The sequence below is a fragment of the Oleiphilus sp. HI0125 genome (genome assembly GCF_001635355.1).
This window is the reverse complement of sequence record NZ_LWGF01000108.1, coordinates 1-628: the sequence shown is the minus strand read 5'-3', so window position 1 is coordinate 628 and position 628 is coordinate 1. Positions and strand designations below refer to the sequence as shown.

The following is a 628-nucleotide window of genomic DNA, read 5'->3' as shown; positions in this document are numbered from 1 at the left end:
GTTCAGTCGATCAAGTAATTTTAGTGGTATTAAGGATTTTCTGAGTATGGCTCTAATTAGGTTATTACGAATTTGCTCTTGGTTCTTGTTTCCATTATTGCTGATAGCGTGCGACTCGAGCTCTATTCCAACTACTTATTCAAGTGAAAGTAATGACCCAATAAGTTTGAGATCGGGGCTTGTTTTTTCTGATGAAGCGTTTAGCGAGCGAGACGATCAAACGGGAGCATTCAGAACTCACTGTTTGGAATCACATGAAAGCAAGGATGATCCCTTGCTTTATCCTAATATACCTCGGGCTACTCATTCCCATGNTTTTTTTGGTAATCCCGATGTAGATGCGTTTACAACTTCAGATAGCCTGAGAACATCGATAAGTACAACATGCGACGGTCTTATATTGAACCGCTCAGCTTATTGGGTGCCGGCACTTTATGATGCGTTTGGTGAGCGCATAACTTATGTTGAACCTCTTTTTTACTACAAAACCGGTTATCATGTTCCAGCTCGATCTATTCAAGTTCCACCACCAAATTTAAAAATGATTGCTGGACAAGCCATGACAGATGCTTTGCAAAGCACTCAAGTAGTGAAATTTCGCTGTGCTAGCTGGGTTTCAAATCAGATA

1 protein-coding gene is annotated in these 628 nt (G+C 40.7%); it reads left to right on the top strand.

Going from position 1 to position 628, the window contains the following annotated elements:
* Positions 1-46: 46 nt before the first annotated feature.
* Positions 47-628, top strand: a 582-nt coding sequence (locus A3762_RS01680) for a DUF1996 domain-containing protein (protein ID WP_156493125.1), incomplete at its 3' end; no start/stop codon positions are given.